The 12,558-nt window shown below is 46.1% G+C and carries 13 protein-coding genes; 12 read left to right on the top strand and 1 reads right to left on the bottom strand.

Going from position 1 to position 12,558, the window contains the following annotated elements; all coding sequences use genetic code 11:
• Positions 1–41: 41 nt before the first annotated feature.
• The 12 genes from AAC978_RS03700 (at position 42) to mobB (ending at position 11,266) form a co-directional block, all read left to right on the top strand.
• Positions 42–1,034: a flagellar hook-basal body protein gene (locus tag AAC978_RS03700; RefSeq protein WP_341546619.1), complete on the top strand. Its 993-nt coding sequence runs from the start codon at positions 42–44 to the stop codon at positions 1,032–1,034.
• A gap of 5 nt (positions 1,035–1,039) precedes the next feature.
• Positions 1,040–1,441, top strand: coding sequence for a flagellar basal body rod protein FlgB (flgB, locus tag AAC978_RS03695; protein ID WP_341546618.1), 402 nt, complete (start codon positions 1,040–1,042; stop codon positions 1,439–1,441).
• A gap of 60 nt (positions 1,442–1,501) precedes the next feature.
• Positions 1,502–2,254, top strand: a complete 753-nt coding sequence (flgF, locus tag AAC978_RS03690) for a flagellar basal-body rod protein FlgF (protein WP_341546617.1) — start codon at positions 1,502–1,504, stop codon at positions 2,252–2,254.
• Positions 2,255–2,277: 23 nt separating this feature from the next.
• Positions 2,278–2,730 (top strand): chemotaxis protein CheW, encoded by a 453-nt coding sequence (locus AAC978_RS03685; RefSeq protein ID WP_341546616.1) that lies wholly within the window; start codon positions 2,278–2,280, stop codon positions 2,728–2,730.
• Positions 2,731–2,749: 19 nt separating this feature from the next.
• The gene (locus AAC978_RS03680) at positions 2,750–3,541 is read left to right on the top strand and encodes a lytic transglycosylase domain-containing protein (protein WP_341546615.1); all 792 of its coding nucleotides are present in this window, start codon (positions 2,750–2,752) and stop codon (positions 3,539–3,541) included.
• A gap of 73 nt (positions 3,542–3,614) precedes the next feature.
• Positions 3,615–4,115, top strand: coding sequence for a hypothetical protein (locus tag AAC978_RS03675; protein ID WP_341546614.1), 501 nt, complete (start codon positions 3,615–3,617; stop codon positions 4,113–4,115).
• Positions 4,112–5,215, top strand: a complete 1,104-nt coding sequence (locus AAC978_RS03670; protein WP_341546613.1) for a DUF362 domain-containing protein — start codon at positions 4,112–4,114, stop codon at positions 5,213–5,215. Before AAC978_RS03675 ends, AAC978_RS03670 begins: the two co-directional genes overlap by 4 nt.
• A gap of 148 nt (positions 5,216–5,363) precedes the next feature.
• Positions 5,364–5,945 (top strand): adaptor protein MecA, encoded by a 582-nt coding sequence (locus tag AAC978_RS03665; protein WP_341546612.1) that lies wholly within the window; start codon positions 5,364–5,366, stop codon positions 5,943–5,945.
• Between the two features lie 576 nt (positions 5,946–6,521).
• A complete protein-coding gene (locus AAC978_RS03660) occupies positions 6,522–7,685 on the top strand; it encodes an LCP family protein (RefSeq protein WP_341546611.1) in 1,164 nt (387 codons plus the stop codon).
• A gap of 64 nt (positions 7,686–7,749) precedes the next feature.
• Positions 7,750–9,555, top strand: a complete 1,806-nt coding sequence (locus tag AAC978_RS03655) for a flagellar assembly protein A (RefSeq protein WP_445900276.1) — start codon at positions 7,750–7,752, stop codon at positions 9,553–9,555.
• Between the two features lie 4 nt (positions 9,556–9,559).
• Positions 9,560–10,774 (top strand): molybdopterin molybdotransferase MoeA, encoded by a 1,215-nt coding sequence (locus AAC978_RS03650; protein WP_341546609.1) that lies wholly within the window; start codon positions 9,560–9,562, stop codon positions 10,772–10,774.
• Positions 10,775–11,266, top strand: coding sequence for a molybdopterin-guanine dinucleotide biosynthesis protein B (gene mobB / locus AAC978_RS03645; protein WP_341546608.1), 492 nt, complete (start codon positions 10,775–10,777; stop codon positions 11,264–11,266).
• A gap of 358 nt (positions 11,267–11,624) precedes the next feature.
• On the opposite strand, the gene AAC978_RS03640 is transcribed toward mobB, so the two are convergent.
• A complete protein-coding gene (locus tag AAC978_RS03640) occupies positions 11,625–12,539 on the bottom strand; it encodes a Na/Pi cotransporter family protein (RefSeq protein ID WP_341546607.1) in 915 nt (304 codons plus the stop codon).
• Positions 12,540–12,558 lie beyond the last annotated feature (19 nt).

Raw genomic sequence — 12,558 nt, 5'->3', positions numbered from 1 at the left:
TATCTCTGGGTATATTCCCGAAAAGGGAGGAGACAGGTAACTTGCGAATTCTTAATACAGCGGCCACTGGGGTCAGAGCCCAACAGATGGCCTTAGACACCCTAGGAAACAATATTTCCAATGTAAATACTCCTGGCTATAAGGCCCAACGGGTGGAGTTTGCGGAGGCCTTGGCTTCGGAAATGAGATCTGCCGATCAACAGTTTAACGAACAGCCTGTTGGCGATCGTATCCATGTGGGAGCAGGAGTAATCCTACCGTCTATCAGCTCGAACTTTAAACAGGGGACGATTATGAGTACGGACAACCCCTTTGATCTGGCGATTGAAGGAGAAGGATTTTTCCCCGTACGGACGACCGATGGCACCAGCGGCTACACGCGTGTTGGAAATTTTCAGCCCGATGCTCAAGGAAAACTGGTAAATTCGGATGGCTATATCCTTGAACTACGGATACCCACTGAGGCTATCGACGTGTATGTTGATGAAACAGGCAAGATCACCGGCTTCATCGATGAAGAGGAACGGGTTTTTGGCCAGGTCGTGATCGATGATACAGAAGGTGAGGCCTATTATCCGGAGGGACCCGTTGAAGTTGATGAGGCGGGGCGGCCCATGGATTGGAATGGAGATTTGCTGACAGCGGCTCTTGTCATTCCCCCAGGTACAGAAGAGCTCCAAATTGACGGCAACGGAACGATTAGAGGAAACATCGATGGCAAGCTAGAAACCTTGGGGCAGATCAATCTCGCGACCTTTACCAATCCTGAGGGCTTAGTCAAGGGCGGGGATAACCTCTATCTGACACCGGAGGCCCTAGGGGTCACCGGTGAGGAGATGATCGGAGTACCGGGTAGCCAAGTTCAGGAACGCAATGTAGGTAAACTACGGACCCAATCCCTGGAACAATCCAATGTGGATTTAGCTTCCTCTATGACTGATCTTATCCAAGTGCAACGGGCTTATCAGATCAATGCCCGCATGATTACGAATGGTGATCAAATGTGGAGCATGGCAAACTCCCTAAGGAGGTAAGATAGATGTCGGATTGGTTAAATACACCGATGTTTAATGTTTTAGAGAAGAGTATGGACGCCGCCAGCTTAAGGCAAAAGGTGCTTGCCGATAATATCGCCAATGTGGATACCCCGGATTTTAAGCGGTCTGATGTGGATTTTAATACTCTGCTGGGACAGGCTATCGGCCAGGTTGATGGTGAGCTTCCCTTAAAAGTCACGTCCGAGCGACATCTTCAAAAAACAGAACTCAATACCAGCGGGGTCGTCACCGATGAAAACACGACCTATCGTAACGATGGCAATAATGTGGACATCGATCGGGAAATGGTCAATGTGGCAGAAAACGGGATTTACTACAACTCTGTGACCCGGGCTATCTCCGCTCAGTTATCTAACTTACGTACGGTAATTGGACAAAGATAAAGCAGATTTAGGGTCGGGTAGTTGTGCAGTTATTATAGAAAGATATGAAGGTGATCGTCTATGATCAAAGGACTATATACAGGAGCGGCAGGAATGCTTGCTGCCCAGACTCAAAGCGAGATCATTGCAGATAATGTCGCCAATATAAGAACACCCGGCTATAAAGCTGAAGAATCTAGCAATAAGGCTTTTCCGGAACTGCTGATGATGAGAACAAGTACTAAAAATGAGATTCCGGGCGATACAGTAATTGGCGGCATGGGGACAGGTGTTGTGGTGGATCAAGTCACTCGTATGAATGTCCAAGGTGCCCTCCAGAGTACGGAATTATCGACAGACTTGGCTCTTACTTCAGAGGCCCTCTTTGTTGTCCAAACTCCCAATGGCGAACGCTACACTCGAAATGGACAGTTTCAATTGAATGCTGAGGGCATGCTGCAAACGACGGACGGCTATCCTGTCCTCGGTGAAGAGGGGCCTATCGGGCCTTTGAGCCGGGACTTCTCTGTCGATACGAATGGAGCCATCTATGACGGCGGAGAATTGGTCGATCAGTTGAGGCTGGTTCAGATCCCCAATGAAGAGCTTATTCGGGAGGGCCAATCTCTCTATACCTCAAATCAAGCGGCTCAAGCTTGGCAAGGCGAGCCAGGTATTCGCCAAGGCTTTCTGGAGGGTTCCAATGTAGATTTGACGGGCCAAATGGTTAAGATGATTACTGTAATGCGGGCCTATGAGGCTAACCAGAAGGTCATCCAGACACAAGACGCGACTTTAGATAAGGCAGTGAATGAAATCGGTAGGATTGTCTAAGAAACAGATAAGGAAGTGGCTTCATGGCTAATCAAGTGGTCATATTTGAATTAGGGCAAGAAGAGTATGGAATGCCCATTGAAATCGTGCGAGAAATAACTCGCTTAGAGAATATTCGACCCATACCGAAGGCACCCGAGTATGTCAAAGGGTTGATCAATTTGCGTGGCTCCGCAATTCCTTTAATTGATTTGCATGTTCGTTTCGGAGTCGCCCATAAAAAGGCTGCCGTGAATAACGCTGAATCCGTAGATGACTTCGCCTTGATTACAGAGGTCGATGGTTTTCCCGTAGGATTTGCGGTTGATCAAGTTAAGGAAGTGCGCATCTTGGAAGAAATGGCTCCTCCACCGCCTTTAGTCACTGCTCCTTTTATCGGCGGCATTGTCAATCTTCCGGATCGAATTATTATGATTTTGATTCCCGATCGAATTCTTGAACAAGAAGAACTTCAGGGAGTTTCCCAACTCGTTTAAGGGCAGGAGGCGATGACCGATGAATAGTGCGGAAATGTTGCTTCTCTACCAACTCCAAAGCATGAATAATGCTTGGCAGGATTCTGCCAAGGGTGGTAATAAGGGTATCGATGGAACCCAGGCCATGCTTTTTGCTACATTGCTGCAGTCGGCATTAGCTGGAGAAGAAGGATTGGACTCCGGGGCAGGTATGGCTCTGGAAGCTTTGGCAGGTATGGGCATGGAGGCGGGTTACCCGGCTGGGATCCCGATGACCGATTATTCTCAGCTATCTTCCATGAATTTTCTTGGCATGGGACAAACTTTGCCTAGTTCGGTAGTTAATCCATACGCAGGATATACCCATAGTCTTCCTTTTAATGGGATTGATGCACTTGGCAGCTCTCAATCTATGCGAAGTTCTCAATACCGAGCGGATCAACCTGAAATTGAGCAGCTTATTGCTGAAGCTGGACAACGGTATGGAGTTGACCCTAATCTTATTCGCCAAGTTGTGATAGCAGAATCTAGTTTTAATCCTCAAGCGGTTTCTTCTGCGGGGGCCATGGGCTTAATGCAACTCATGCCTGATACAGCTAAGAGCTATGGAGTTACGGACCCGTTTAATCCGGCACAGAATCTGGATGGTGGAACGCATTTCTTGAAGGATCTATTAGTACGATTTAATGGCAATATTCCCTTGGCCTTAGCAGGCTATAATGCGGGACCGGGAGCAGTTGAGAAATACAATGGGATTCCTCCTTATAATGAAACCCAGAATTATGTAAAGAAAATTATTGCGGCCATGGGAAAACTAGATGCTCAAATATAAGAAGCCTTCAGGCCATTGAAATGGATTGCCAGGAGGCGTTTCTTTTTCGAAAAACTTCAAGCATGGGGGAACTATGGGAGAATATTATAGTTATCTATGGAAAGCGACTTGGATTGAAGCCCTCGGTATTCTTTTGCTGGGTATCTTTATTCTCATTCGCTATGTTTGGAAATTCTACTTTGTAGCCAAAAAAGAGATGAAGCTGACTACTAAATTGCTACTCGCCCTAAGAGGGTTTGGCTGGCTCTTCGTTTATTCAGTTTATCTGCTTATGTTTCAAGCTAGCGAACCGGATTGGTTTGCTAAGCCTGTGGTTGTTCAAGGTGGAATACAAGGAAAGAGCATGGTTTCCGATACTCTTCACCCCTATAGTGTCGAGATCGAATGGGAGTCGGGGAGAGAAACACTCCTTGTCGATCTCTATACCTATCAAGCTATTGAACCTGGACATAATGTAAATATGACATTTTTACCGCATCGTCTGGAAGTGATCACCTGTAAGATTCTTCCGCCTGTAAAGGATGAAGAGGAAGATGAAGTTAAACTGGGTCAAGGGAATGGAGGAAAACTATGATCTCGGATGTGTATTTTACAAGTATGAAAGTTACCCAAGGTCAAAGTCTTTTGGTGAAATTAGAAAAACTGATCAGCCGTTCGGGTATGCTTAAGGGTATTGAGAAGGATGATAAGGTTGCCATAAAGCTTCATTTTGGCGAAAGAGGTAACCTAGCTTACGTCAGACCTCAGTTTGTACGGCGAGTTGTGGATCAGGTGAAGAAAGCCGGAGGACGCCCGTTTTTGACTGATGCGAATACCCTTTATGTCGGTTCTCGTTCGAATGCGATTGATCATTTGGAAACTGCGATTGAAAATGGGTTCGATTATTCTGTAGTGGGGGCCCCTTTGGTGATTGCGGACGGGCTAAATGGGAAAGACTATGTATCAATACCAGTAAACCTAAAGCATTTTAAAGAGGTAAAGATTGGCAGTGCGGCAGTTCATGCCGATGCCCTTATTGCAATTTCACACTTTAAAGGCCATGAGGCCACGGGTTTTGGCGGTACCCTCAAGAACTTGGGGATGGGTTTGGGAAGTCGTGCCGGGAAGCAGCAGCAGCATTCGGATATTCTCCCGCAGATTAATCCTGAACGCTGTACGGCTTGTGGCCGCTGTCGAAGCTGGTGCCCAGCCTCAGCCATAACTGTTGAGGAGAAGGCAAATATTGACGCCAGTCTTTGCATAGGCTGCGGTGAATGTGCAGTAACCTGTACATTTAAGGCTATCGCCGTGAACTGGAAGACCACTCCGGATGTGATCCAGGAGAAGATTGTGGAGTACACAGTGGGTGCCTTAAAAGGAAAAGAGCGGAAGAGCGGGTTTATCACCTTCGTTAACAACGTCTCGCCACTCTGTGATTGCGTGAGTTGGAATGACATACCGATTGTTCAGGATATTGGGATTTTAGCCTCTGAAGATCCGGTAGCTATTGACCAAGCTGCTGTAGATCTTGTCAATCAAGCCCACGGCAACCCTCATTCCATACTGGGAGAGCGTCATCATGAGCAAGATAAGTTTAGGGTCATTCATCCAGAAGTTGATTGGACTGTTCAATTAGAGTACGGTGAGAGAGTGGGCTTAGGGTCAAGAAAATATAATCTTATCACCTTACCTTAAAGAAGTATAAATTCAAAAAACCTAGATGATTCACCACTATTTGTAAATGCTACAAAAGATTCTCGTATTTTAGCAACACATTTTAGTAGTAATGTGATATCATAGGAAATAAACTATTCATAACGATTGGAAAGGAGAGGTGGGGGTTATGCGTATTCAAAAAGTCAATGATAATACAATCCGCATCTTTATTTCCTTTACCGAACTTGCCGACCGAGATATTACTATGGCGGATCTTTTTCAAAGATCCCAGCGTAGTGAACAACTCTTTTGGGAATTGATCTCACAGGCTAGGGAAGAAGTGGAATTTAATCTGGACCAACCCTTCTGGATACAAGCTACGGCATCTTCCAACGAGGAATTTGTGATTACGGTCATCAAACAAGAAGATGTCACCGAGACAATACCAAAGGAGAAGGAAACCAAGAGACCAAGTCGTTCCAAAGCTACGGAATGGGTGTATGTTTTTGCTGATCTGGAAGATGTCCTGTCCGTTGTGAAGCGAATACCTGATATCTCCCGTGTTCGCTCCAGCCTCTTTGAGTTCGATGGGGAATATTATCTTGTCGTCAGCCATTTAGGCTCAGGTAAGAAGAAACAGATCGCGGAAGCCTTATTGGATGAATATGGTGAGTTGGTCGATGTCGCTAAGATTTTCCTAGAAGAGCATGGTAAAGTGATTCTGAAGGAACGCGCCCTTCAAAACTTGAAAAACCATTTCAAATTTTAAGGGGAAATGCAAAGAGGAAGTCAATATCGACTTCCTTTTTTCCGTGATTTACTCTAGAATCGAACCCTTTCACACAGCTGAAATATATAACATAATAAAAGGATAGTGCAGTGCAATACGAGAACTTATTGAACCTCCCTTTCCGAGAATAACTCTAAAATGTTTTGCAAGCAAGTGGGGCATATTGCCTTTCCTTTGAAATTGCGTAAGGGAAATGTTGTAGCACAGAAGATACAGTGCTGAGTGCCATTTTTGTGTGACTTTTGGGAGTTAAAGGGGATAAGTATTCCTAGTCGCGGATAGTTTTTCGGTTCCATGATGTTTTGAGTACCTCCTGTTATTACGATATGCCTATGATATGCTATAGTGGATGTCGAAATCCTAAAAAGTCTGCGGGGGTATATCAAAAAAATCAGACAATCTTGCCGAATAAAAGGTATAATAAAATGAGCTTTAATTATTTAAAATCTTCTTGGGCAAGATTTATGGAGTGATATTGTGCGCAGAGCCAGCGATAGAAATAGTAAACGAAAAAAGAGCAGAAGGAACAGGAAGATTATTGTTACGCTCATAGCCATGACTCTTCTTATAGTCGGTGTTTTACTTGGATTCAGTGTGTTAACAGACTTGAAGACTATGCCAAATAGTCCGAATGGTCAATTAACGACTCAAGAGTTGAAGAATAGCATTAGTGTTCTCCTCATAGGCGCAGATCAGCGACCGGGCGAAGAGAAGTTCAATACAGATACGATTATATTAGCGACCATTGATCCTAAGAACGCTCGGGTCAGTTTGTTATCAATACCTCGTGATACCCGGATTTCAATTCCCGGCTATAAGGACATTAAAATTAATGGAGTAGCTCCATTAACGGATTTGGAAAACCTTGTGGATGTGGTTGCCGATCTTACTGGAGTTCCCATAGCGGGCTATATTCAAACTAATTTTAATGGGTTTAAACAGATTATTGATACCTTAGGCGGGATTACAGTAGATGTTGAGAAGGATATGTATTATGAGACAGGTGATGCGGTCGATGGGGTTATTAATTTAAAAAAGGGTCTGCAACAGCTGGATGGGTCCCAAGCCTTGCAGTATGCACGTTTTCGGCATGACGCTTTGGCAGATATTTCTCGGACGGCTCGACAGCAGATTGTGCTCAAAGCTGTGGCTGAGGAAATGCTCCAGCTAAGTACGCTACCCAAGCTTCCTTGGCTCATTCCCCAGTTAAATGATGCAGTCAATACCAATGTTTCCCTGGGGACAATGTTCAAGATCTCTACTACTGCAGTAAAGTTCAAAGACATTAGTATTCTAACTCAGACCTTACCGGGCCGATTTCACGATATCAATGGCATAAGTTTCTGGGACGTTGATCGAGAGGAAGCCCAAGTAGTGGTGAGTAATCTTTTTCGTGGCATAACCACAGATAAGGTGATCGATGACACGATTATTGATTTGCTTGAGCCCATTGTGCCCAATAACGATAATCCATTACCTCAAGTTCCGGGAAGCCCTGTAGACCCTAATGGTCAGGAATCACCGGAATACCAAAATACAGTTTCGGGCGAGGAAAAACCTGAGGAAGATATAGGCGAAGATGAGGAAAAGAAGGCTGAAGGAACAGAAAAGAGTCCAGCAGAGGTCCCAGACATCCCTGAAGATTTGAAGAATCCTAGTAATGAAAATGCAGGAAAACCAAGTGAACCACAAACAGACATTAAAAAATCTAAGCTATAAAGCTTTAGAGATATAGATTAGACGATGTAATAAGGAAGGCTGGGTTAAGGTACCCTTAAAGAGGATGAGTGAGGTGACGGACATGTCAGAAATGGCGGAAAAGAAGGACGAGAATTTATCGAAAATCTGCTCCGTATGCTGGAAGCCCGATGAAAAGAAGTATCTTATCACGTTAACAGACGCAGTCAAGTTTGTCGTGCCTGCTCCGCAAGCGGGGACATTGTGTATTAATGGCGAAGCTCAACAAAGGGCATTTAAAGTCGAGCCAATCGATGTCCTTGAGTTTTATCCCACGGTCTTTCCGGGAGAGTTAAATTGGGATTTAGAAGTTCGCGATCAGGGATTCACCGCAGTGGCTAGGGTTACTCATCAAAGACCAGGCTACTATACTATCCCCGATAGTATTGAAGAGGAAATGACCATTCGTTTTGATGAAATTATTGTCTGGCAGGATGCTAAACCAGACGGTCAATATTCGAACGAAGATAAGCTTCAGGCTGATCTGTTGGGCCAAGGGATTATTTTTGGTGTTTTTCCCACGGTATGGGAGGCTATTACTGCCGTACAAGGTGTTGGTGAGGTGCTCATAGCTCAAGGAAAGGCGCCTACCTTACCTGTTCATGCCCAAATTGTAGACTTAATAACCAAGAAACAGACGAACCAACACGAGGATCAGCGTGTTGATTATTTTGCTTCTAAGATCAATTTAATCCAGGCAGGACAAGCCTTAGCTCGCAAAATACCAGCTAAGCTCGGGATTCCTGGGAAGAATGTATATGGACAGGAAATTCCGGCTCCTATGCCAAAGGATTTTCAATTTAAATTGAAGAAGAATGTCCATTTATCTGAGGATGGACTGGAAGTCTTAGCGACTATTGCAGGACTCCCTCTTCGTATGGACGAATTATCCTTTGGCGTTGAGGCTGTATTTATGCTTAATCAGGACCTTGACCTAGCAGTGGGGAGCATTGAATTCCCAGGCGATGTTTTTATTTCGGGAGATGTCCATGATGGTTTGCATGTCTATTCAGGCGGAAAGGTTGAAATTCGAGGTTCAACTTCCCGAGCAGAGATCCGAGCAGAGAAGGGTCTCAATATATATCGCAATGTACTGGCTGGCAAGCTAGTTGTGGGAGCACGTTTTGTCGTACGTTCAAAGCTTCTGAAGGATATGCAAGCTTTATATGATGATTTGAACGCCTGTCTATTGGTGACGATTGACTTTATGAAGTCTCCCCAGGCGAAAACTCTACGGGAAGGCCAAAGCCTTAAGGTTATTATCGAGCGGAGATTCCCGGATTTGCCCAAGAAAGCGAATGACTTTGAGAGGTTTCTCTTATCAACAAAGGATGAGATGATTACTCAGGAGTTGATTGTTTTTGCGCGTACGACCAAGCGTTTCTTAACAGGCTTAGGGCCTCTTGAGCCACAGGCTCTGCCTTTGCTCGGACGGGTTAATCAAGCCTTCAAGCAGCTCATTGATAGTATGGCTTTTGAAATACCGGAAAAGCTCGATTGCAATGTCGACTATGTTCAAGGGGCTGTAGTAGAATGCGCCGGTGATTTTGTTTGTCGGAAAGGCAGCTATAATTCGGTCATTCAGGCTGCAGGGGACCTCAGAATTGAAGGGGTGTGCCGAGGGGGCAAGATTATTGCGGGGGGCAATGTCGTGATTAAGGAACTTGGCGGATCGGGTGTAAGCACCACGACAGTTCAATTCCCTGGCACGAAGCGCTTGAAAGTTGGCTATTGCCATGCTAATGTCACGGTTATTGTCGATAAAGAGATCATATCAATGGAGGAACCCTATAAATCCCTCGAAATTTATCGTGAGGAAGGTAGAGTTCAAATTGAGCGTTTGAAGGGGTGAAGTGATGGAAACCATGATTTCTCTTGAGCGAGCTTTAGATATCATCTTTGAACAGGTGAAGCCTCTGGGAACAGAAAAAATTCACCTAGCCCAGTCCTATGGCAGAGTCTCAGCCAAGGATATTGAGGCAGCAATTGATATGCCTCCTTTTGATCGTTCACCTTTGGATGGATATACATACTACGCTCAACCATCAGATCCGTCGCCCTTGACGTTACAAGTTGTCAGTGAGATTCCTGCTGGGAATTGGCCTGAGCGCGAGCTTAAGCTTGGGGAATGTGCTCGGATCTTTACGGGGGCACCGATTCCTCAGGGTGCCAACTGTGTGGTTAGGCAAGAGGATACGGAGCCGCTCGGTGATCGTGTCCAGATTAATCTGCCTGTTCGGCCCGGAGCTAATGTTGTGTATTGTGGTGAGGAGACCAGGAAAGGTGATATTGTCTTAGCAACGGGCGAATTGCTCTCTCCTGCGGCAGTAGGATTGCTTGCTTCTCTGGGTGTAGAAGAGGTGGAAGTCTATCGATCACCTAAGGTGGGAATCCTCTCTACCGGTTCAGAGCTTCGGGAAGTCGGCGACCCCCTTACCCCGGGAAAAATCTATAATAGCAATACATATACTCTGCAAGGACTATTATTGGAGGCAGGCTGCCAAGTAAAAGTCGCTCCCTTTGTGGCAGATGATCTAGGCGAGACAGTTGCCGCGTTAAGGGCGCTAGAAGATATGGATTTTGTAGTGACGACCGGAGGAGCCTCGGTAGGGGATTATGATTTAATCAGAGATGCTTTAGAGGAAGTGGGTTGTAAACTGCTCTTTTGGAAGGTTAACTTTAAACCGGGAACCCCAGTGGCGGTTGGCATTAAAGGAGATATGCTCTACTTCTCCCTATCAGGGAATCCGGCTGCGGCCGTAGTGAACTTTGAGCTTCTAGTCCGTCCCGCCTTACGAAAGCTCAAGGGTAGAAAATTACCAGAACGTACTTTCCCGGTTTATATGGATGGTGACTTCGGTAAATCGGGTAAACAAAGAAGATTTATACGGGCTCGGGCCGTTTTCCGTAATGGCGAGATTTGGGCAGATCCAAGTTTTGCTCAAGGCTCAAGTGTTTTACGCTCTATGAAGGGTAGCCACTTACTTATCGATGTGCCGGGGGGACATGGACCGGTGCAAAAGGGAGAGCGCCTCCAGGGTCGTTGGATCTCCTCTTGGGAGGAAGACTAAATGGCAATTCCTGTCGTATCCATTGTGGGACAACACTCCAATTCCGGAAAAACCACACTTTTAGTTAAGTTGCTAGCGGAAGCGAAGCGGCGAGGCTGGCGTGTTGCTGCTGTAAAGCATGATGTTCATGGATTTGAAATGGATAAGCCGGGCAAGGATACTTGGCGATTTGCTCAAGCGGGAGCGGATGTGGTCGTGATCTCTTCACAAGAGAAAATGGCCATGATCGAGAAAGTTAAAGAAGAACTGACACTTGAAGAGGTTATTACACGGATTCCGCAAGTGGATCTAATTTTCACCGAAGGATATAAGCATGGTAACCAACCACGGATTGAAGTCTTCCGTTCGGCAGTTCATCAAGAGCTTTTGTCCAAACCGGAGCAGTTAATTGCGATTGCTAGTGATATCTCCTTCGATTTGGGGGTGCCTTGCTTTGACTTGGATGATGCTGTGGGGATTTGCGATTTTTTAGCTGGGAAATATGGTTTGTAGAGTGGGACAAGGGGAGATGACCTTGTCCCACTTTTGTTTTTGAAAAGGTTGGGAAAGATTCGGGTCGGGTAGCTTCTCACACATCGTTCCCTCAGTAAGCTGCGCGCACCCGTCCTAACGCTCAAGCACACAGCTCCGTCGGGTTCCTGACTAAATCGCCATCCTTGGCTCTCTAGTCAGTTGGAAACGTCCTGTTTCCAACCCGACTCCGCTGCGTGCTTTTCGTGAAGAACGGGTAGCTGCTCGCTTAAAATCGTTCACTATTGTGTGAGAAGCTACGCTTGTGGGTCTTTGCAAGTTAGCTATTAATGTCTAAAAGTGGGACAAGTACAAATACAAGTGCCTTGTCCCACTTTTATTATCGGATTTTCTCGAGTTGCTTGGTGGCCCAAGGCAGGAGGGGCATGGCGGCTAGGGAGGAGATGATGTTGAAGAGGGTGTGGGCGTTGGCGACTTGGAGGGTGATACTGCCACCGAGCCATTCTAGGAAGTGGGCTAGTGGGGTGACAAGGGGGAGGAAAAGGAGTGCGCCAAAGAGATTGAGAGAAACGTGGAAGATGGCGACCCGTTGAGCGGCTCTGTTCGTAGCTAAAGACGCGATGACAGCTGTGAAGCAAGTGCCGATGTTGGCTCCGAAGATAAAGGCTAGGGCTGTAGGTAGAGTAATCCAACCCTCTGAGGCTAGAATCATCACAATACCGGTGGTGGCTGCAGAGGAGTGAAGGACAGCAGAAAGTAGGGTTCCAGCGATAATTCCTTGTAAATGATGGTCTCCCAGTTGATGGAGAGATTTTTGGACCCATTCCAGTTCGGCTAAAGGTGCCATACCGCTCTCAAGGAGGTTCAAGGCGAGAAAGAGCATGCCCAGACCTAAACAGGAGAGTGCCAGATAACGCCAGCGCTCAGGAAAGAAGAGGTATCCCAAGGCCCCGAGTAAAAGGGCATAGGGTATGAGGGGTTCGAGAGGTAATGCTAGGAGCTGTGTGGTAATGGTTGTACCGATGTTGCTGCCCAGAATAAGTCCTAAGGCGTTTGGAAAAGCAATAAGACCAGAATCAACAAAGGAGACGACCATCACCGTTAATGCTGTACTTGATTGAAGGATTGCCGTTGCTATGGTTCCGCTCCAAAAGCCCCGCCAAGGTGTTGCTGTCATCTGGTGGAGAAGTGCGCGAAAGGTTTCACCGGCAAAGGCTTGTAAGCCATAGCGCAATATGTGCATTCCATAAAGCAGAAAAGCGAGTCCTAGGATTAAAGCAAGGAGAATGGTCAAGACAAAGGCCTCCCCTTCG

Origin of the sequence: Desulfitobacterium sp. THU1 (assembly GCF_038181555.1) — a bacterium.
GTDB lineage: Bacteria > Bacillota > Desulfitobacteriia > Desulfitobacteriales > Desulfitobacteriaceae > Desulfitobacterium.
Note: the sequence above shows the minus strand (reverse complement) of the source record. Positions and strands in the feature narration are given on the sequence as shown.

What these genes read in the sequence shown, in the direction of transcription:
- AAC978_RS03670 (WP_341546613.1), top strand. Translation starts at nt 4,112, where the DNA reads ATGATCTCGGATGTGTATTTTACAAGTATGAAAGTTACCCAAGGTCAA.
- AAC978_RS03650 (WP_341546609.1), top strand. Translation starts at nt 9,560, where the DNA reads ATGGAAACCATGATTTCTCTTGAGCGAGCTTTAGATATCATCTTTGAA.
- AAC978_RS03665 (WP_341546612.1), top strand. Translation starts at nt 5,364, where the DNA reads ATGCGTATTCAAAAAGTCAATGATAATACAATCCGCATCTTTATTTCC.
- AAC978_RS03655 (WP_445900276.1), top strand. Translation starts at nt 7,750, where the DNA reads ATGAGTGAGGTGACGGACATGTCAGAAATGGCGGAAAAGAAGGACGAG.
- AAC978_RS03675 (WP_341546614.1), top strand. Translation starts at nt 3,615, where the DNA reads ATGGGAGAATATTATAGTTATCTATGGAAAGCGACTTGGATTGAAGCC.
- AAC978_RS03685 (WP_341546616.1), top strand. Translation starts at nt 2,278, where the DNA reads ATGGCTAATCAAGTGGTCATATTTGAATTAGGGCAAGAAGAGTATGGA.
- AAC978_RS03680 (WP_341546615.1), top strand. Translation starts at nt 2,750, where the DNA reads ATGAATAGTGCGGAAATGTTGCTTCTCTACCAACTCCAAAGCATGAAT.
- AAC978_RS03660 (WP_341546611.1), top strand. Translation starts at nt 6,522, where the DNA reads ATGACTCTTCTTATAGTCGGTGTTTTACTTGGATTCAGTGTGTTAACA.
- flgF (WP_341546617.1), top strand. Translation starts at nt 1,502, where the DNA reads ATGATCAAAGGACTATATACAGGAGCGGCAGGAATGCTTGCTGCCCAG.
- flgB (WP_341546618.1), top strand. Translation starts at nt 1,040, where the DNA reads ATGTCGGATTGGTTAAATACACCGATGTTTAATGTTTTAGAGAAGAGT.
- mobB (WP_341546608.1), top strand. Translation starts at nt 10,775, where the DNA reads ATGGCAATTCCTGTCGTATCCATTGTGGGACAACACTCCAATTCCGGA.